Annotated in this window: 18 protein-coding genes, 1 tRNA gene and 1 pseudogene; 8 read left to right on the top strand and 12 right to left on the bottom strand. The window is 52.5% G+C overall.

Annotated features, from left to right (window positions below):
- Positions 1-4 precede the first annotated feature (4 nt).
- Positions 5-628: a multifunctional acyl-CoA thioesterase I/protease I/lysophospholipase L1 gene (tesA, locus tag FBY13_RS06360; RefSeq protein ID WP_172823889.1), complete on the bottom strand. Its 624-nt coding sequence runs from the start codon at positions 626-628 to the stop codon at positions 5-7.
- On the opposite strand from tesA, the gene ybbA reads away from it, so the two are divergent.
- Both ybbA and ybbP read left to right on the top strand, forming a co-directional pair.
- Positions 596-1,282, top strand: a complete 687-nt coding sequence (gene ybbA, locus FBY13_RS06365; protein ID WP_063878692.1) for a putative ABC transporter ATP-binding protein YbbA — start codon at positions 596-598, stop codon at positions 1,280-1,282. The two genes, tesA and ybbA, sit on opposite strands and share 33 nt — an antisense overlap.
- A complete protein-coding gene (gene ybbP / locus FBY13_RS06370) occupies positions 1,279-3,696 on the top strand; it encodes a putative ABC transporter permease subunit YbbP (RefSeq protein ID WP_145393759.1) in 2,418 nt (805 codons plus the stop codon). The genes ybbA and ybbP overlap by 4 nt, the downstream gene beginning before the upstream one ends.
- Positions 3,697-3,738: 42 nt before the next feature.
- Here ybbP and purK read toward each other — a convergent pair whose 3' ends face one another.
- Together purK and purE are read right to left on the bottom strand one after the other, a co-directional pair.
- The gene (purK, locus tag FBY13_RS06375) at positions 3,739-4,803 is read right to left on the bottom strand and encodes a 5-(carboxyamino)imidazole ribonucleotide synthase (protein ID WP_145393760.1); all 1,065 of its coding nucleotides are present in this window, start codon (positions 4,801-4,803) and stop codon (positions 3,739-3,741) included.
- Complete coding sequence (gene purE, locus FBY13_RS06380) at positions 4,800-5,309, bottom strand: 5-(carboxyamino)imidazole ribonucleotide mutase (RefSeq protein WP_145393761.1); 510 nt, start codon at positions 5,307-5,309, stop codon at positions 4,800-4,802. The genes purK and purE overlap by 4 nt, the downstream gene beginning before the upstream one ends.
- 267 nt (positions 5,310-5,576) lie before the next feature.
- On the opposite strand from purE, the gene FBY13_RS06385 reads away from it, so the two are divergent.
- Entirely contained in the window at positions 5,577-6,899 is a 1,323-nt protein-coding gene (locus FBY13_RS06385) for a DUF2254 domain-containing protein (protein WP_145393762.1), read from the top strand.
- On the opposite strand, the gene lpxH is transcribed toward FBY13_RS06385, so the two are convergent.
- Together lpxH and ppiB are read right to left on the bottom strand one after the other, a co-directional pair.
- On the bottom strand, positions 6,875-7,591 hold the full coding sequence (gene lpxH / locus FBY13_RS06390) for a UDP-2,3-diacylglucosamine diphosphatase (protein WP_096011972.1): 717 nt from the start codon (positions 7,589-7,591) through the stop codon (positions 6,875-6,877). The two genes, FBY13_RS06385 and lpxH, sit on opposite strands and share 25 nt — an antisense overlap.
- On the bottom strand, positions 7,591-8,085 hold the full coding sequence (ppiB, locus tag FBY13_RS06395; RefSeq protein ID WP_063878698.1) for a peptidylprolyl isomerase B: 495 nt from the start codon (positions 8,083-8,085) through the stop codon (positions 7,591-7,593). Before ppiB ends, lpxH begins: the two co-directional genes overlap by 1 nt.
- Before the next feature lie 214 nt (positions 8,086-8,299).
- Here ppiB and cysS point away from each other — a divergent pair, with 214 nt between their 5' ends.
- Complete coding sequence (cysS, locus tag FBY13_RS06400) at positions 8,300-9,685, top strand: cysteine--tRNA ligase (RefSeq protein WP_145393763.1); 1,386 nt, start codon at positions 8,300-8,302, stop codon at positions 9,683-9,685.
- Between the two features lie 42 nt (positions 9,686-9,727).
- Positions 9,728-10,834 (top strand): AAA family ATPase, encoded by a 1,107-nt coding sequence (locus FBY13_RS06405; protein WP_145393817.1) that lies wholly within the window; start codon positions 9,728-9,730, stop codon positions 10,832-10,834.
- Between the two features lie 26 nt (positions 10,835-10,860).
- Here the strand turns inward: FBY13_RS06405 and ybcJ are convergent, their stop codons facing one another.
- Both ybcJ and folD read right to left on the bottom strand, forming a co-directional pair.
- A complete protein-coding gene (gene ybcJ, locus FBY13_RS06410; protein WP_063878701.1) occupies positions 10,861-11,073 on the bottom strand; it encodes a ribosome-associated protein YbcJ in 213 nt (70 codons plus the stop codon).
- On the bottom strand, positions 11,073-11,939 hold the full coding sequence (gene folD, locus FBY13_RS06415; protein ID WP_109717128.1) for a bifunctional methylenetetrahydrofolate dehydrogenase/methenyltetrahydrofolate cyclohydrolase FolD: 867 nt from the start codon (positions 11,937-11,939) through the stop codon (positions 11,073-11,075). Before folD ends, ybcJ begins: the two co-directional genes overlap by 1 nt.
- 174 nt (positions 11,940-12,113) lie before the next feature.
- Here folD and FBY13_RS06420 point away from each other — a divergent pair, with 174 nt between their 5' ends.
- Both FBY13_RS06420 and FBY13_RS06425 read left to right on the top strand, forming a co-directional pair.
- Positions 12,114-12,617, top strand: coding sequence for a DUF1198 family protein (locus FBY13_RS06420; RefSeq protein WP_145393764.1), 504 nt, complete (start codon positions 12,114-12,116; stop codon positions 12,615-12,617).
- Positions 12,618-12,711: 94 nt separating this feature from the next.
- Positions 12,712-12,788: transfer RNA gene (locus tag FBY13_RS06425), tRNA-Arg, on the top strand.
- Positions 12,789-13,139: 351 nt separating this feature from the next.
- Here the strand turns inward: FBY13_RS06425 and FBY13_RS06430 are convergent.
- Complete coding sequence (locus FBY13_RS06430) at positions 13,140-13,688, bottom strand: hypothetical protein (protein WP_063878704.1); 549 nt, start codon at positions 13,686-13,688, stop codon at positions 13,140-13,142.
- Positions 13,689-14,425: 737 nt separating this feature from the next.
- Here FBY13_RS06430 and FBY13_RS06435 point away from each other — a divergent pair.
- Positions 14,426-16,006, top strand: coding sequence for a glycosyltransferase family 39 protein (locus tag FBY13_RS06435; RefSeq protein ID WP_255474427.1), 1,581 nt, complete (start codon positions 14,426-14,428; stop codon positions 16,004-16,006).
- A 78-nt stretch (positions 16,007-16,084) separates the two neighbouring features.
- Here FBY13_RS06435 and FBY13_RS06440 read toward each other — a convergent pair whose 3' ends face one another.
- The 4 genes and pseudogenes from FBY13_RS06440 to FBY13_RS06455 all read right to left on the bottom strand — a co-directional run bounded on the left by FBY13_RS06440 (position 16,085) and on the right by FBY13_RS06455 (position 18,892).
- Entirely contained in the window at positions 16,085-16,528 is a 444-nt protein-coding gene (locus FBY13_RS06440; RefSeq protein WP_063878706.1) for a hypothetical protein, read from the bottom strand.
- Positions 16,529-17,297: 769 nt separating this feature from the next.
- Positions 17,298-17,781, bottom strand: a pseudogene (locus FBY13_RS06445) (RHS repeat-associated core domain-containing protein); the annotation flags it as partial.
- A gap of 134 nt (positions 17,782-17,915) precedes the next feature.
- A complete protein-coding gene (locus tag FBY13_RS06450) occupies positions 17,916-18,377 on the bottom strand; it encodes a hypothetical protein (protein WP_254353943.1) in 462 nt (153 codons plus the stop codon).
- 77 nt (positions 18,378-18,454) lie between these two features.
- Entirely contained in the window at positions 18,455-18,892 is a 438-nt protein-coding gene (locus tag FBY13_RS06455; protein ID WP_145393767.1) for a hypothetical protein, read from the bottom strand.
- Positions 18,893-18,895: the final 3 nt, after the last annotated feature.

The raw sequence follows: 18,895 nt of genomic DNA on the forward strand, positions 1-18,895 counted from the left end.
ACAACTACTGCTTAACTAATGGGGTCAGTTCTTTCGCCATCAGTCCGGCGATAAAGGGTTGGGCATCAGGATTGGGATGAATACCGTCCTGCTGCATCCATTCGGGTTTTAAATAAACCTGCTCCATAAAAAAGGGCAGTAAAGGAATGTCATGCTGTTTCGCCAGTTGCGGATAAATCGCGCTGAACGCATCCGTATAGCGACGGCCATAGTTAGCCGGTAAACGGATCTGCATCAGAATCGGTTTAGCCCTGGCGGCTTTGACCTGCTCAATGACTGTACCTAATGTTTGTGCAATATCCTTCGGGGGAAAGCCACGTAAGCCGTCGTTACCGCCCAATTCGATTAACACCCACTGCGGTTGATGCTGTTTTAATAGGGCAGGTAAGCGCGCCAGTCCTTGTGCGGCGGTATCGCCGCTAATACTGGCATTAATCACTCTGGGCTGCTGCTGCCAGGTTTTATCGAGCAGGCTGGGCCAGGCCTTACTGGCCGACATCTGATAGCCTGCGCTCAGGCTGTCACCCAGTACCAGCAACGTATCGGCCGCAGCAAGACGGGACACCAACAGACAGCACAATAACAGGAAAGGATAATGCCAGCGGAAAACATTCTTGAAGTTCATCATCTTACTAAGTCCGTGGGTCAGGGAGAGCATCAGTTAACCATCCTTACCGGAGTTGAGTTAGTTGTCAAACCAGCTGAAACAATCGCCCTGATTGGCGAGTCGGGATCGGGTAAATCCACGCTGTTAGGTATTCTGGCCGGTCTGGATGACGGCAGCGACGGCGAGGTGCATCTGCTAGGCCAGCCGTTGCATAAAATGAATGAAGAGCAGCGGGCAGCCTTACGAGCGCAGCAGGTGGGATTTGTGTTCCAGTCTTTTATGCTGGTGCCGACGTTAAATGCGCTGGAAAACGTCCAGTTGCCTGCGCTGCTGCGCGGTGAGAGCGACCGCCAGAGCCGCGACCAGGCACGAGAGTTGCTCACGCAGTTAGGCCTTGGCGAGCGTTTGCAGCATCTGCCTGCACAGTTATCCGGCGGCGAACAGCAACGCGTCGCGCTTGCCCGGGCATTCAGCGGTCGCCCAGGACTGCTGTTTGCCGATGAACCCACGGGGAATCTGGATCGTAAAACCGGCGATCGTATTGTCGACCTGCTGTTTTCCCTGAACCGCGATTTTGCCACGACGTTAATTCTGGTTACCCATGACGAGCAGCTGGCGGCGCGCTGCAACCGGCGCTTGCGTCTGCGTGACGGTAAACTGTGGGAGGCGCAATGATCTGGCGCTGGTTCTGGCGTGAGTGGCGTTCGCCCTCATTGTTAATCGTCTGGCTGGCGCTGACGCTGGCAGTGGCCTGCGTGCTGGCGCTGGGATCGATCAGCGACCGCATGGAAAAGGGGCTGAGTCAGCAGAGCCGCGACTTTATGGCGGGCGATCGTACCCTGCGTACCAGCACGGCGGCCCCGCCCGACTGGCTGGCGAAAGCGCAGGAAACGGGATTATCGGTCAGCCGTCAGCTGAGTTTTATGACCATGACGTTTGCCGACCAGACGCCGCAGCTGGCGTCGGTAAAGGCCGTGGATAACCACTATCCGATGTTTGGTGAATTGCAAACCCGCCCGCCGGGCGTAAAGCCCCAGCCCGGCACTGCGCTGGCCGCCCCGCGCTTAATGGCGCTGCTCAATCTGAAAGTGGGCGATCAACTTGATGTCGGCGACACGACGCTGCGCATTGCCGGAGAGGTGATTCAGGAGCCGGATGGCGGTTTCAATCCGTTTGAGATGGCACCGCGTTTACTGATTAACCTGGCCGATGCCGATAAGACCGGGGCGATCCAGCCCGGCAGCCGTATTACCTGGCGCTATAAGTTTTCTGGCAACCCGCAGCAGCTGGAAAATTACGATCGCTGGATAACGCCACAAATTAAAACCGGCCAACGCTGGATCAGTATCGAGAATTCCGAAGATGCCTTGGGGCGTTCGATGCAGCGCGCGCAGCAGTTTTTACTGTTGTCGGCGTTGTTAACGCTGATGCTGGCGATTGCGGCTGTGGCGGTGGCGATGAGTCATTATTGCCGTAGCCGGTATGATCTGGTGGCGGTGCTGAAAACTCTGGGCGCCACGCGCGGCGTGTTGCAAAAGCTGATTATCGGTCAGTGGCTGGCGGTATTACTGCTGGCAGCCGTGGCGGGCGGCGCGGTGGGACTGGCGGTCGAAGCCCTGTTGATGGCGATGCTCAAACCCGTTCTGCCAGCATCCTTACCTGACGCCAGCCTGTGGCCGTGGGTGTGGGCTATCGGATCGCTGTTTGTGATTTCCCTGCTGGTGGGATTACGTCCTTACCGCCTGTTGCTGGCGACTCAGCCTTTACGCGTATTACGGCGTGATGCCGTTGCCACCGTCTGGCCGCTGAAAATATATTTACCGGCGATGGGGGCCGTGGTGGTGGGGCTACTGGCTGCGCTGGTCGGCGGCAGTAAAATGCTGTGGGCGTTGCTGGCGGGGGTGGTGATACTGGCGGGCCTGCTGGCGCTGCTTGGCTGGGGCACGTTACTGCTTCTGCGCCGTCTGACGGTGCGAAGTCTGGCGCTACGGTTGGCAATTAATCGCCTGCTGCGACAGCCCGCCATGACGCTGAGCCAGTTGGCCGCGTTTTCCCTGTCGTTTATGCTGCTGGCGCTGTTGCTGGTGATGCGTGGCGATCTGCTGGATCGCTGGCAACAGCAGTTGCCCGCCGACAGCCCAAACTTTTTCCTGCTCAATATGACGGCCGATCAGGTGCCGCAGGTACGTGACTTCCTGCAGGCTCATCAGGTGAAACCGGAAACCTTTTATCCGATTGCCCGCATGCGCCTCAGCGAACTAAATGGCAAAGCGGCCGATCCCGAACGGGATAATGCGCTCAACCGCGAGCTGAACCTGACCTCGCTGGCGGCTATTCCACAGCATAATCCGCTGGTGGCGGGCAGCTGGCCGCCGAAAGCGGGCGAAGTATCGATGGAGGTCGACCTGGCGGAACGGCTCGGTGTAAAGCTGGGCGACAGCTTAACCTTTGAGGGGGATACGCAACAGCTCAGTGCCAAAATCACCAGCCTGCGTAAAGTCGACTGGGAAAGTCTGCGGCCTAATTTCTTCTTTATCTTTCCGCCTGGCGCGCTCGACAGCCAGCCGTTGACCTGGCTCACCAGCTTCCGGTTGGATAACAACCCCAGGCTACTGGCCCAGCTCAACCGCGAGTTCCCGGCCCTGAGCCTGCTGGATATTGGCAGCATTATGCGTCAGATCGGCCAGGTGCTGACGCAGGTCAGTCAGGCGCTGGAAATTATGGTGGTGCTGGTAACCGCCTGCGGCATATTGCTGCTGATGGCTCAGATTCAGGTGGGCATGCGCCAGCGCCGTCAGGAACTGGTCGTGTACCGCACGCTGGGGGCCGGCAAGCGCCTGTTGCGCACGACATTGTGGTGGGAGTTTGCGCTGATCGGCGTGGTCTCTGGCGTGGCAGCGGCGGTGGGTGCCGAAGCGGCGTTATGGGGATTACAGCGTAAAATCTTTGATTTCCCGTGGCAGCCCGACTGGACTTTGTGGCTGGCTTTGCCCTTGTGTGGCGCGTTGTTACTGTCGCTGTGCGGGGGCTGGCTGGGCGTGCGTTTGCTGAAAGGCAACGCGTTGTTCAGGAAGTTCGACGCCGCATAAAAACGCCGTGCGCACTCATGCGGCGCACGGCGATTATCGTCCTTACAGCCAGGCAGTGGCCCAGTGAAGACCGCTGGCGTATTCAGCAGGCAGCAGGGGCAGCAACGCATGCAGCGCGGCTTTCAGTCGGGAGTGATCGCTGTCGGTAAGGTTGAGATGACCTACCTTACGTCCTTCCCGCACCGCTTTGTCGTACCAGTGCAAATGCACAAGCGGCTGCTGCAGCCAGTCTGGATTGATGGCGGTGCCAATCAGATTGACCATCACCGAGGGCGCAATCACCACCGGCTGGGGTAAGGCCAGATTCAGAATCGCACGCAGGTGCAGTTCAAACTGGCTGATTGATGCGCCATTCTGCGTCCAGTGTCCGCTGTTGTGCACTCTGGGAGCCAGTTCATTGATCAGCAAACCCTGCGGTGTGACAAAACATTCCATTGCCATCACGCCAACATAGTTCAGCTCGTGCAGGATAGCGCCCAGCATCGCTTCAGCCTGTTGCTGCTGTAGCGCATCCGCCTGCGGGAAGGCGACGCTGGTGCGCAGAATGCCGTCTTCATGGAGATTATGTGTCAGGGGATAAAATACGGTGCTGCCATCGTGACCGCGCGCGCCGACCAGCGACACTTCACCTGAGAAGTTAATGCCCTGCTCGACGATGCACTCGCCGTAGCAGTCGTCGGGTAAGGTCGCTGTTTCGTTGGCGCGTAATCGCCACTGACCGCGGCCGTCATAGCCACCGGTGCGACGTTTAACAATCGCCAACTCACCCAGACGACTGAAAACGGCGGGCCATTCGCCCTTGTCTGCCAGCAGTTGCCAGGGCGCGGTGGCCAGATTGAGCTGGTCCAGCAGTTGTTTTTGCGTCAGGCGATCGGCCAGACGCGGGAAAATATCCCGGTTCACAAAGGCTGAATGAGACGCCAGTTCACGCGTCAGTGCCGTTTCCGGCCAGCGTTCGATCTCGGCGGTAATCACGCTTTCTGCTATAGGCAGGGCGGCGGGATCGGCATCCAGGCCCACCGGATGCACAGCAATGCCCATCGGCTCGCCCGCCTGGCGTAACATGCGGCCAAGCTGACCATTACCCAGTACACAAACCGGCTTCATGCTTCCTCCCGCGGGTCCGGGTTAGCCAGCACCTCATCGGTCTGCGCCTGACGCCAGGCGGCCAGGCGTGACGCCAGTGCGTCGTCATGAATCGCCAGAATCTGCGCGGCCAGCAATGCCGCATTAGCGGCACCGGCTTTACCAATCGCCAGCGTACCCACCGGGATGCCGCGCGGCATTTGCACAATAGAATAGAGGCTGTCGACGCCGCTCAGTGCTGCGCTCTGTACCGGCACGCCCAGCACCGGCAGCAGCGTTTTTGCCGCCAGCATGCCAGGCAGGTGCGCAGCGCCACCGGCACCGGCAATAATGACCTGAAAGCCGTTATCTGCGGCCGTTTCGGCAAAGCTAAACAGCTTGTCTGGGGTACGGTGCGCTGAAACCACTTCCACATGGAAGGGCACGTCCAGGCTGGAAAGGATTTCCGCAGCGAACTGCATGGTGGACCAGTCACTTTTGGAACCCATAACAACAGCGATGCGGGCCGGGGCGGCATTCGACGACATGCGGTCAACTCCTGTGAATGAAAACACACCTGACCAGGCGGACAGGTTTTGAAGGGCACAGAGAATAGCATGAGAAGCGCACAAGGAAAACGGTTGCGTCGGGATTACACGTGGTGCTTTTAGGGTTTTATCGACATTCTGTTCTCTGACGTTGACGCGCGAGAAACGCTGAACTTTAGTTAACAGTGTTGCAAGGTGACTGACATGATGAGCCGCGCTGCACCCGGTTGGCAAGGAATGACGTTAACTGACACAAAGAGGAACAGGATGATTTCACGCTGGCAACTGATTTTCAGACAAACAGGCAGGAAACTGTGGTTCAGGGCAACTTTATTTGCCCTTGCTGCAGTTGTCAGCGCCCTGGCCTCCATTGTCTTTAAATCTGCGATTCCACCCTCGGTTTCGGTAAAGGTCGGTGCTGACGCGGTGGACAATATCCTGAATATTCTGGCGTCCAGCATGCTGGCGGTCACCACGTTTTCCTTAAGTACGATGGTAACGGCGTTTGGTTCAGCAACCACACATGTTACGCCGCGAGCCACGAAACTGGTCGTTGAAGACAGTACAACACAAAATGTTCTCGCGACCTTTATTGGCTCATTCCTGTTTAGTCTGGTCGGCATCATCGCACTGAATATGGGAGCTTATGGTGAACAGGGGCGAGTGATCCTGTTTGCGGTCACGCTGGTGGTTATTGCATTAATTCTGGTGACGCTTCTGCGCTGGATTCACCATCTCACCTCGCTTGGCAGCGTAGATGAAACGACCTCACGTGTGGAACGCATGGCGCTTGATGTTTTTAGCGCGCGTGCTCAATCCTCTTGTTTCGGCGCCAGGCCCTGGCGGGAAAGCGATCGTCAACCTGCGGGCACGTTTGCTGTTTATTCGGACGCTATTGGCTATGTTCAGCATATTGATATGGACAGGCTACATAAGGCGATTAAAGACAGCCCTGTACATATTTACTTGGTCGCGCAACCCGGATTTTTTGTTCATCCCGCCCGCCCGGCCATGTTTGTCACCCACGCCCTGTCTGCGGAACAACGCAAACTGATGTTGTCTGCCCTGACAATAGCCGCGTCTCGCACTTTCGCGCAGGATCCCCGTTTTTGCCTGTGCGTGATGGCTGAAATCGCCTCGCGTGCGCTGTCGCCTGCGACTAATGACCCTGGCACCGCTATCGATGTGATCGGGCGAGCCGTCAGAATACTCTCCTGCTATGCACGCGAATGTGCGGTGCCAACGGTGATCTACCCCGCCATTCACGTCGCGCCCTTGTCAGTAGACGCATTATTCGATGATTTTTTCTCACCTGTAGCGCGAGACGGCGCGGCAATAAAAGAGGTGCAGTTACGGTTACTTAAGGCGCTGGGAATGTTGTCTGCCGCCTGGCCTGATGCGTACCAGGCTGCAGCGTTGCGCCATGCGCATGAAGCCATGGCATACCTGGCGCGGGAAGAGATCATCCAGACGGACAGAGCACGAATTGAGCGCACATGGCGCGAACAATTTGGCGCAGACTATCCCCATCCCTTCCAGGATGAGAAGCTAACCGATTCGCCTTGTCAGAAGTCGAAATCGATCAGTTGAATCCCGCTGGCATCCAGTTGAATCATGGATCCGCGGCTGTGCCAGGCACCCAGTACGGCACGCTGCGCGCGTTCGCCATTTAGCGACAGATCGTGAATCGCCGGGCGGTGCGTATGACCATGAATCAGCAACGGCACCTGCTGACGCAACATGGCTTCCACGACGGCCTGCTGATTCACATCCATAATCTCCAGCGACTTATGCTGATTGGCCTGTTTACTGTTGGCGCGCATGCGTTCTGCAATGCGTTTGCGAATAAACAGCGGCAGCGCCAGGAACAGGCGTTGAATCCAGGGATTGTGCACTTTGGCACGGAATTGCAGGTAGCCAGCATCGTCGGTGCACAGTGTGTCGCCGTGCATAATCAGCAGTCGATGGCCGTAAAGCGTCAGCACGCGCTCTTCAGGCAAGAGCGTCATGCCACTGGCGCGGGCAAAGCGTTGGCCGATCAAGAAGTCGCGGTTGCCGTGGATAAAATACAGTGGAACGGGCACGGCACGCAGGGCTTCAGCGACCTGTTGATGCAGAGGATTAGGATCGTCATCGCCGATCCAGGCTTCAAACAGATCGCCCAGAATATAGAGCGCGTCGCAGTGGGGAGCTTCGCGCTGTAAAAAATGCAGAAAACCGGCGGTGATCGCCGGTTCTTCCTGACACAGATGAAGATCTGCGATAAACAGCGTGCGCGGCATTACTCGCTGACGGTCACTTTCTGAATGATCACGTCATCTTTCGGTACGTCCTGGTGCATACCGCTGCGGCCGGTTGAAACGGCTTTGATTTTCTCAACCACATCCATACCTTCAACCACTTCTGCAAACACACAGTAACCCCAGCCCTGCAGGCTTTCGTCACGGAAGTTCAGGAAGTCGTTGTCAGCCACGTTAATGAAAAACTGTGCGGTCGCAGAGTGCGGTGCAGAGGTACGCGCCATCGCCAGCGTACCTTTGGTGTTTTTCAGGCCGTTGCTGGCTTCGTTACGGATCTCTTCTTTGGTGGCTTTCTGCTTCATGCCAGGCTCAAAACCGCCGCCCTGAATCATAAAGCCGTTAATCACACGGTGGAAAATGGTGTTGTCGTAGAAACCTTCACGGCAGTAATCCAGGAAGTTCTTTACGGTTGCGGGCGCTTTGTCATCGAAGGTCTTGATCACGATATCGCCATGGTTAGTCTGGAAAGTTACCATTTTTTTCGTCCTGTAAAGGTTGTCGTCAGTAGCATAGGGTGCGCTGTTAGGGTGCACACGCCTTTTTCTCGAACGTTCTTATATCATAATTTCCGATAATACGTCAGCCAGGCTGCGCAGTTGGCTTGCTTTGCATCGCGTGACAGATAAAAATACGGCACAATATCAGGATACTTAAAACGGTGCGTTACGCACGCTTACTACGGAAACCCCAATGCTGAAGATTTATAACACCCTGAGTCGACAAAAAGAGGAATTTACCCCTATTCATGCTGGCAAAATCGGCATGTATGTCTGCGGCATCACGGTGTATGACCTCTGTCACATTGGGCACGGGCGCACGTTTGTGGCTTTTGATGTGGTATCGCGCTATCTGCGTTACGTCGGTTATGACGTGAATTATGTGCGCAATATTACCGACATCGATGACAAAATTATCAAGCGCGCCAACGAGAACGGCGAGAGCATCGAAACCCTGACTAATCGCATGATCGCCGAAATGCACAGCGATTTTGATGCACTGGGCATTTTACCGCCGGATTTAGAACCGCGCGCCACGCGCCATATTCCTGAAATCGTCGAACTGGTGGAAAAGCTGATTGCCCGGGGTCATGCCTATGTTGCGGATAACGGCGACGTGATGTTCGATGTGCTGAGTGACGTGGACTACGGTGCGCTGTCGCGCCAGGATCTGGACCAGCTTCAGGCCGGTGCCCGCGTCGAAGTGGCGGATGTGAAGCGTAATCCCATGGATTTCGTCCTGTGGAAAATGTCTAAAGCGGACGAACCCTCATGGCCTTCGCCTTGGGGCCAGGGTCGTCCGGGCTGGCACATTGAGTGTTCCGCCATGAACTGCAAACAGCTTGGTGCGCATTTCGACATTCACGGCGGCGGCTCTGACCTGATGTTCCCGCATCACGAAAACGAAATCGCCCAGTCCACCTGCGCCCACGATGGCCCGTATGTGAATTACTGGATGCACTCCGGCATGGTGATGATTGACCGTGAAAAGATGTCGAAGTCGCTGAATAACTTCTTTACCGTGCGCGACGTGCTGCAGCATTACGATGCCGAAACGGTGCGCTACTTCCTGATGTCTGGTCACTATCGTAGCCAGCTCAATTATGGCGAAGACAACCTGAACCAGGCACGCGCGGCGCTGGAACGTCTTTATACCGCGCTACGTCATACCGATCGTAACGTGGTCGCCCACGGCGGCGAAGCCTTCGAGGCCCGTTTCCGCGAGGCGATGGACGATGATTTTAACACCCCGGAAGCCTATTCCGTGCTGTTCGACATGGCGCGTGAAGTGAACCGTCTGAAAAGCGAAGACATGACGGCAGCCAGTGCGTTGGCCGCTAAGCTCCGTGAAATTGCCAACGTGCTGGGTATTCTGCAACAGGAGCCAGAAGTGTTTCTGCAAAGCAGCGCACAGGGCAATGATGATGAAGTGGCGGAAATCGAACACTGGGTGAAAGCCCGTGCTGATGCGCGCGCGGCTAAAGACTGGGCGCAGGCCGATGTAGCCCGCGACAAGCTGAACGCGCTTGGCGTGATTGTCGAAGATGGTCCCCAGGGCTCCAGCTGGCGACGCAAATAACAGGCAACACAGGAGAGGGCGAGCCATCGCCCTTTTTTGTCTATGACGATAAAACAGATTCACCTTCGTGGTTTTCGTTCGGTACGTGATCTGATTCTGCCGCTTCAGCAACTGAACGTGGTAAGTGGACCGAACGGCTGTGGCAAATCCAACCTCTATAAGGCGGTGCGCCTGCTGCACGAGGCCGCCAATGGTCGCCTGGCGTTAGCGCTGGCAGAAGAGGGCGGTATTCAAAAAGTCATGTGGGCAGGGGAACTGCATCGCAGCGCTCGTCGTCAGGATGCCAGCCGACTCATCCTCTCGGTCCTGATGGATGACATGGATTTTGAGCTTGCGGTGGGGTTTCCTCAGAAGCTTGAGACCAGCCTGTTCAACCTCGATCCGCTGGTTAAAGAAGAACACATCTGGCTTAGTGGCCAGCAGCGACGTCCTTCTTCCTGTATTATGCAGCGCACGAATCAGACCGCCTTTTTACACAATGTAGAGGGGGAGCGCGTAAGCTATCCGGCGGTACTGCATCCCGAAGAGTCCCTGTTTGGTCAACTTGGTGAGCCACACCGTTATCCCGAACTTTCTCAGATGCGTGAACGTCTGCGCCAGTGGCGCTTCTATCATGAGTTTGCCGTCTGGCCCGGTTCGCCGATTCGTGCGCCGCAAATTGGCGTGCGCGCCCCCATTCTGGCGCACGATGGCGCTAACCTCGCGGCGGCATGGGCAACCATTGTCGAACGGGGTCATCACGAGTTGCTTTATAAGGTGATAGCTAAAGCCTTCCCTGATACCGAATTTCAGGTGGATGTCCAGAACGGTCGTTTCCAGATGCTGATGCGGCGACAAGGCATTTTGCGTCCGCTGGAAAGCGCCGAGTTCTCTGACGGGACGCTGCGTTTCCTGTGCCTTGTGGTCGCGCTGCTCAGCCCGCGCCCGCCAGCCTTTATGGCGCTCAACGAACCCGAGAACAGCCTGCATGAGGATCTGCTACCGGCCCTGGCGGCACTGATTGCCGAAGCCAGTCAGTTTAGTCAGTTGTGGATCACCAGCCATTCACCCAGGCTGGCCGCGCTGATTGCGCAGCATGCAGAGGTGAATCACATTGAGCTGGAGCAGATGAATGGGGAAACACGGATAGTGGGAGAAGCACAGCTTTAAGGCGCCCCGAGCGGGGCACCTGACGATCAGGCAACGACGGTGATGCGCTGCCCGGCAAACTCAACTGTTTGCCCCTGATGAATTTTGCAGCGCTTACGGGTTTCGACTTCCCCATCGACCAGGACTTCACCTTCACCAATCACCACTTTGGCTTGTGCACCGCTTTCCACCCAGCCTTCAAGTTTCAGCAGATCGCAGAGATCAACGTGTGGGAACTTACCCAAAGAAAAAGTCGCCATTATGCCTGCTCTCCATCATGAAACTCTTCACATGCCTGTAAGGTATTTTCGATTAAGGTTGCTACCGTCATCGGCCCCACGCCGCCAGGGACGGGCGTGATATAAGAGGCGCGCTCAGCGGCGGCGTCAAAATCCACATCACCGACGACTTTACCGTTTTCGAGACGATTAATACCGACATCGATAACGATCGCACCCGGTTTGATCCAGTCGCCCGGAATAAAGTTGGGCTTACCCACTGCCACGATCAGCAGATCGGCATGCTCAACGTGATGGCGCAGATCGCGGGTAAAGCGGTGCGTCACGGTTGTGGTGCAGCCCGCTAACAGCAGTTCCATGCTCATTGGACGACCCACGATGTTCGACGCACCGACGACCACGGCATTCAGGCCGTACGCATCAATGTTGTAGCGTTCCAGCAGCGTAACGATGCCGCGCGGCGTGCACGGACGCAGCTTGGGGGCGCGCTGACACAGGCGACCAACATTATAGGGATGGAAGCCGTCTACATCTTTATCGGGCGTGATGCGCTCCAGCACTTTGACGTTATCAATGCCTGCCGGGAGCGGCAGTTGCACCAGAATGCCGTCAATTTCTGTATCGTTGTTGAGTTTATCGATCAGCTGCAGCAACTCGGCTTCGCGGGTGGTGGCGGGCAGATCGTAAGAGCGGGAGATAAAGCCCACTTCTTCACAGGCGCGGCGTTTGCTGCCGACGTAGATCTGCGATGCAGGGTTCTCACCCACCAGAACGACTGCCAGACCCGGTGCACGTTTTCCGGCGGCCAGGCGCTGCTTTACTTTTTCTGCAACCTCAAGCCGTACCTGCTGCGCAATCGTTTTACCGTCAATAATTTTTGCTGCCATCAGAGCGTAAATCCACTGTGTTGAGTTTAAGTCGGGGATGGCACCTATTTTGTCAGAAGCGCGTCCGGCTGTCAGGTAGAGATTCTTGTTGCAGGGTGGTTGACGATATTTAGCCGTGACGAAAGTGCGGGTTAACGCTTATGATGCCAGACAGGGAATTTACTGGATGACGTGATGATTTGGTTAATGATTGCCACCCTGGCTGTGGTGTTTGTTGTAGGATTTCAGTTGCTGACTGCCGGTTCTCGCCATGCTGCGCAGGCGCTCAGCAAGCGGCTGCAACTGCCGCCGGTCCATATTGAATCAATGCTGTCGCAGATGGGTAAAGAGGCGGCGAAAGAGTTTACCGACTACATCGCCGGCGATAACGAAGCACATTTAAATAATGGCGCGGCGGTACTTTTGATCTGGCAGGTACTGATTGTGGATGGCAGCGACGAAAATATCCGGCGTTGGCACAGCGTGTTAACCGGCGCAGGTTTTTCTGCCACGCTCACTCGTCAGCAACTGTTACTGGCATTGGGTTTTCTGCGTCAGCTCGAACCCGACAGCCAGGAGCTGAACGCGCTGCGCGAGCAGTATAACGCGCGCGTCACGCAGCAGGGCGTTGAGCTGGAAGGGGAAACCACCGAGGTGAGTAATCTGGTGTCGCTCAGTGCCTGGCGCGACCGCCATTAGTGGAAATTGGTTATTACCTGGGCACTTACCGCGCCACCGCGGCAAAAACGTTGACGTTACAGCGTTCAACCGTATAATTCGACGCAACCTCTCCGCGCCCTTAGCTCAGTTGGATAGAGCACCGGCCTTCTAAGCCGTAGGTCACAGGTTCGAATCCTGTAGGGCGCGCCACTTTCTCTTCTGTTTACATCCCTTAAAGTCTACTTTTTCCTTAAAAATAAGAAGATAAATCTTTAACTGGTCCATTTCGGTCCAGGGTCACCTGTTGCGTTCTTATCCAATATGGGGTAAGTCAGTGGTATGGTATGCATCAACTCAGCATTGCTGTATGACAAAAATATTGAGGATGTGTGTAATATTATTTAGGCGAAAAAATACCAGAACCTGCTTTTTTAAATGCACAGAAATAAAACCAGCGTTTTCCTCATGCGCGTTGTCTACAATAAAAAATAGTAAAAGCTGGTCTGTGGAAAGACCAGCTTTTATTCAATAATTTTCCTGAGAACCGGGAAAAGATAAACTTTAATCTTTGATAAAACTGTTTGCAGAAAATACTGGAGCGCTTTCTTTTACCATCTTCTCTGCTTCAGTATTAATACGATGTTCAAATACTTCTTTCTCGATAATGAAATCTTTTTCCTCAATAACCAGTTTGTAATTAGGTATGTGTTCAGATATGTACTGAATATAAGTTGTTACGTGCAGCTTAAAAGGTAAGTTAGAGGATAGTTTATCCACTTTTATTGCTTTATCACCGGATAAACCTTGTTGCTCGTTAGCCCGATTTGCTATTTTGGTTAACGCATTATGAATATCGCCTGAGAAATTGTTTGGATCTAAATTAGTCAGGTTTATTTCTTTTGGTGCGTTATCCGATGCAGCCGCTAAGGTAATATCCATCCCACGTTTTTCACTATAAATTTCACCGAGGTTCACACTCCCTGACGTAGTCTTAATGACGTGTTTTTCTTGAAGGATGAGTCCTTTGTTAACCATCGCTGCACAGAAAATGGCACCGCCCAGAATAAGAGATGATACGAGCAATGGGACGCCATACTGTTTTGCATTCATAAAGTTAAGTCCTTTTGGTTGATGATTTTTTATCGGGTTATTATACATCAAATTGATAAGTGCTAACCCTGGAAAAGGATGGTTTATTTAGCTTTATTAATGCTTTTGCAAGCGCGTAAAAAGTGAATGTTGTTTCTGATAACGGCCTTATTGAGGCTGAGCCAGTGCGAAAGGTCCCTCTGGCTTATGATGTTTTTATGAACGAAACCGTTTGGCAGAAACATTATTTATGCGTTATTTTCACTGAACATTAAATATTCTTTAAACAAACAGCCCCTAATGGCTTTTGTCTGAAATCTCAGCTTAAAGCACAGTATGTTTATTCCTCGTTTATTCCGCTTTCTTTACCTTATTCATTACCAGTAAGCGCATACGCCTCCCTTTTTGTAATGAGTTAACCCAATTTTAAGTGAAATTGAGAGAAACATTGCATGAACAATGAGGCATATGTCTGAGACGAAACGGGTTGAAGGTCTCATCTGGACAGCTTACGCACGAACATTATGACTGAATCAGCATGGACAGGGTGAAGTTTACATCAGTCCATTAACGTAAAAACAGGTAGGGCAGGCTAGTAAAGCGTGAATATAAGACATTGCCAGAGGGGCTTTCCTGTTACGCGGGCTGCAGGCCCGGAAAGCTTTTTACCTCAAACATTTACCAGTAAAAGTGCGACTTACATATACCCGATCCGGCCTTTTTTACCTGCATCTCAGCAAATCTCACTCCTGTTGTGCATGGTTGTCTTCACCTGCTGGCTACTACCGGGGCTTGTGGGTCATGAGCCGTGGAAGCCGGATGAGGCTTATACCTTTGGGCTAATCCGTCATATTGCCCAAACCGGTGACTGGGTAGTACCTACGCTGGCGGGCGAACCCTTTATGGAAAAGCCGCCGCTCTATTTCATTGTGGCCTCGTTCTTCCTCCGGCTGTTTAGTCCACTACTGGGCGAACCGGATGCAGCACGTCTGACAACGGGCCTGTTTATCTTAATCACCTGTTACGCCATCGCGCTGACGTCCCGGGAGCTCTTTGGCAGGGGAGCGGGCCGCTGGGCGGTGCTTATTCTGTTTGCCTGTGTCGGTTTTCCTATCCGGGCTCATCAGATGATTACGGACACTGCTTTGCTGGCAGGCGGTGCTATTGGCATTTACGGTTTCGTTTTGGGAATTCGCCGCCACATGTTGGGGGGAACGATACTGGGCGTTGGCGCAGCCATCATGTTCCTGTCTAAAGGGCTTCTCGGCCCCGGCATTCTTGGGCTGACAGCACTGGCGCTACCTTTGCTGAATGCAGAATGTCGTAGCAGACGCTATGCCATATTTTGTGCCATCGCGGTGCTGGTCTTTTGCCCGCTGGTTGCACCGTGGTTATATGCGCTCTGGATGCGTTCAGAAAAACTGTTTTCAACCTGGCTGCTGGTGAATAACGTTGGCCGTTTCGATGGCACCGCTAAACTTGGCCCCAAAGCGAAACACTTTTTTTACTTCAAACTGCTTCCCTGGTACGCCTTTCCTGCATTGCCGATGGCTTCATGGTGGCTCTGGCGCACATGGAAAACCGGCATTAGTGCCCCTGCGAAGGTGCTGGTAACGTTTTTTTCTGCCGGTTTCGTTACGTTGTCAGTCGCTTCCGATGCGCGTGAGCTTTACGCCATGCCGCTGCTTCTGCCGCTGGCAATACTGGCCGTTGGAGCCTGCCAAGAGAAAAGCACCTGGACAGAAAAGTTGCGCCCCTGGGCACTTGGACTATTCTGCCTGCTCCCTGCGGTTATGTGGGGGGCAGGGATCATCCTGATGACTGGCTGGCCTGCACCGTTGTGGAACAAATGGGTCTTGCACGGCGCACCAGGCTTCACGCCGCAGCTCTCTCCGGTGATGCTTATCGTGGCATTACTGGCAACGCTGATGCTCAGCGGGCTGGTGTTGCTTAACCGCACCTGTCGGCAATGTCCCTTAGCTGTTTTTACCAGCTGCATCACGCTGTGCTGGGTTTTAGCCATGACATTGGGCATGCCGTACCTGGATTACACTAAGCGCTATTCTGATGTGTTTATCCCGTTGCGGACCTGGTTACCGAAGGACGAGTGTGTGGCAAGCAAGCACCTTGGCGAGCCACAGCGAGCTTTACTGGAATATTATGACGGGCTGATAACCTTACGAGAAGGGAAGCACAGAGGCGCTTATCGTTGTCACTGGCTGCTGGTGCAGCATGATAAAAAGCATCCTGAAGAGTATGTCGACGGAACATTGGTCTGGCAGGGGGAGAGGCCTGCGGATAATGAAGAAAACTACCAGCTTTACCGACTGAACAGGTAAACCGAAATATTACGGACTTAACGCGCCTGCGTTCATCCTGCAGGCGCTGTTAATATTCCACACTGACGCTATCGTCATTCAGGGGAGTGAAAGATGAACTTCATTTTCCTTTGGCGCCCAGTCTCTGTCCGAGAATTCATCAACTGAATGGGAAACATTGCGCAGTCCCTGGGTGCCAAGGAAGTTTTTGACGCCTTCCTGAAGGTTACCATCTCGGAAAAGTTCGGCAATAACAAATAGCGCATCGGAAAGTGACAGCGTTCTGATTTGAGCAGGTAACCAGTTTGTGCGCGTAAAGATCAGGTGATAAAGCGCCTCCTCTCCTGATAAAGGAAAATAGCGCGTACCAAATTGTTTGCGGTGTTTGTCCAGAATGATTTCAAGAATGAATATTTGAGCCGTACGTTGCCTGATCTGATTAACAAAAACATTTTCGGAATTGCCCATATCCAGCGTCGTGGCATCGTTGTTCTGCTTGACGCGCGTCTCAATAGCATTCCAGAGATTGTCATACTGATTCATAGCTTACCTTGTCCGAAAGTGTCGTTATCATAACAACGTTAGCAGAAGGAACTCGTGCGGCAAAGGTTGCGGGCATAATCAGACGCTTTCGGGCGTAAAAAACAGTATTGGTTTTTACTGCTTCAGTGCCGCTGCGTAGTGCCCTGCAAAGTCGGGCTGTGCAGTATGACGTTTTTATGAAGCGGAGAAAGCAAAACAGCAGGACTTACGTTTGATGCAGTGAAAACAAAAATGGCCACAAAGGGCCATGTCGAGGAATTCAGACGCGATTAATGCAACACACCGGCTGTGGTTAAACAAAGTGTGCAAAACGCAACGCTGAATGCAGAGAAACCCACCAGACCAAGAACGACGAAACCGAAATTTCTCATATCGACCTCCACCGTGTCCAGGTGACACAGCCAAATCATAGGGCTGGCGGGTAAAAAAGTACATACTGTTAATAAAGACATAGAAAATACTGCTGTGACATTCATTAAATGGCTATTCTCGTCGTTTTACCGGATTTAAACGTGGATTATTGTTTGTTATCTAAAGCATCCCACTCATCTATTTGGCCAGATGCTCATCGCCTAAATCAGATAAAACTGCGTTTAATCTATTATAAAAAACTTATTATCTTTGACATCAGTCCTGACGCGTCTTAGAGACGTTGGTTACCTGAACAGAATTGTCCAAAGCTGACTGGCCGTTGATGGGTGCTCTATTTTTTACGGTGTTATCTGAGGGGCTATGATATGGAGCATCTTTATATATTGATTTTATCAACACTCAACCCCAGCGGATCCACCCAGCTCAGCGGGTTCGGCGCATACTGATACAGGTTCCAGCCGCCTTCCAGCCCTATCGGGTCCTGAACCGTGAACCGTCCCACCTGCGGGTCGTAATAGCGGAACAGATTATAGTGTACACCGGTTTCGCTGTCCGCATACTGGCCCGCATAGCGCAGCGGCTGATGGGGCAGGGCAGACTGTTTCGCAGCCGTGTAAAATCCTCTGTCTGCCGGCGCACTTCACCAAAGCTGCCGTACTGCCGCTCCAGCGGATGTCGCCGCGTTCATCGGTTACCTCCAGCGATGCCCCGTTGAGATCGGTATTGAACCACAACACATCGCCCCGGTCGCCGTCTGCCATATGATCGATGCGCGCCAGATGGCTCCAGGCCTCGTTAGGATTGTACACATAGGTCTGGCACTGGCCGCTATTCTGCTGTTCCTGTAACAGACGATAGCCCTGCCAGAGTAATCGGGTTTCTGTAATATTTTTCCATAAAATAAATTAATTGCTCCTGAGTGTGGTAAAGAATCTTTATATAACTTCTAAAAAATCTTTGATATTCATTTGAGATAAATATTTAAATTTCATCTTAATGATAATAATTTCAATAACTACCATTTGGCTTTTTCAATGCCATATTCGCTACTAAGCACAACAAAGCCTCTACTAAAATCCTCTTTGATAAAAATTCTATCTCTACTATTTTCCATAGTGTCAACGCCACTCAAAAAAAAGTCTGGGTTATCTTTGATAATTCTACATTTTATTTTTAAAGAAAATACATTATTTTCAGTAATGAAGTATGTGATAAGATATTCAATGCTTGGGATTGAATTGATGAATTTTAGAAAGCATTCTTTTTGCGTGTTAATGTCAAATACATCTTTTTCTAGCACTAAGAGATCGTAAACATGATCTACTACCTCTTGATAAGAGATACTACTAACTTCGATGCTATCTTGCCTGCATCCAGTTTCTGAAGTTATAAGTTCGATCAATTTCTTTAACTGACCCTTTTTTTTTGCTTCCTTTAATTTCTCTTGTAATGTCAGGGGCATCTTTTTTTCTCGCATATTTTTGATCCCAGCTTTACTTTCATGTATATGTCCGGAGTTTTGATTGTAATAAACATGCGCACCTGATTAAGCAATTACTCAATTAATTTTAGATTTATGGGGTTGTTAATGTCTATTTTTATTTTCAGACCAGCCGTCGACTCGACAAGTACTATGCTTTCTTGATGCTCGGATACGCTAAAAAAAGGGTTGGAACTTTCAGAATACAGAATCCAGATTGGATTTTTCGCTTCATCAAGATAAGCAACGAAACCCTCGGAACCGTAACTTCCTTCGCCTACGCAGCAGTAACATTCATTGTGTAAGTTAACTTCTTTGATTATATCAATGGAAGTGACTTCTTCTTCATTGTTACGATGATAATCTATGAAATCAAAATCTTCACCCACCTCAATTTTTGGTGTGGGGTAGGATGAAATTTTACAGGACGTCGCTCTGTCATCGAAAAAAAACACAGCATCCTTTATTGGTAATAACTCGTTTTTCCATAATTTTGATATAATGTTTTTCATTAT

Origin of the sequence: Pantoea sp. SJZ147, assembly GCF_007828605.1 — a bacterium.
Taxonomy (GTDB): Bacteria; Pseudomonadota; Gammaproteobacteria; order Enterobacterales; family Enterobacteriaceae; genus Pantoea; species Pantoea allii.